This is a genomic window from Altererythrobacter chaiwopuensis (assembly GCF_054957755.1).
The window spans coordinates 1-271 of the sequence record NZ_JBTXJG010000021.1 but is presented as its reverse complement, the minus strand read 5'-3'; the positions used below and the strand labels follow the sequence as shown (position 1 = coordinate 271).

The window sequence follows — 271 nt, the reverse complement described above, 5'->3', positions numbered from 1 at the left end:
GCACCACCAGGGTCGACTTGGCGGCGATTTCATTAAAAAGCGCAGCAAGCACGGCGTCGACCACATTCGTTCCGCCGTTGCGTAACCAGGCGAGCGCTGTCTTTCCGATCCCGGCCTGCGCTGTTTCGAAGCTGAGGATCACCGATTCAAGGAAGCTGTACGGATCTCTGTCCTGCTCGTCCAACGAGACCCATGCAACGATGGCTCCTTGCGCGACCGCGTGATCAAAATACTGAAGCATCGTGGTAGTCTTGCCATAGCCAGCGGCGGC

Annotated in this window: 1 protein-coding gene; it reads right to left on the bottom strand. The window is 58.3% G+C overall.

Annotation, left to right across the window (positions count from 1 at the left end):
- Positions 1-241: hypothetical protein (locus tag ACX2DJ_RS13020; RefSeq protein ID WP_462573168.1), on the bottom strand; the 241-nt coding region annotated here is incomplete at its 3' end.
- Positions 242-271 lie beyond the last annotated feature (30 nt).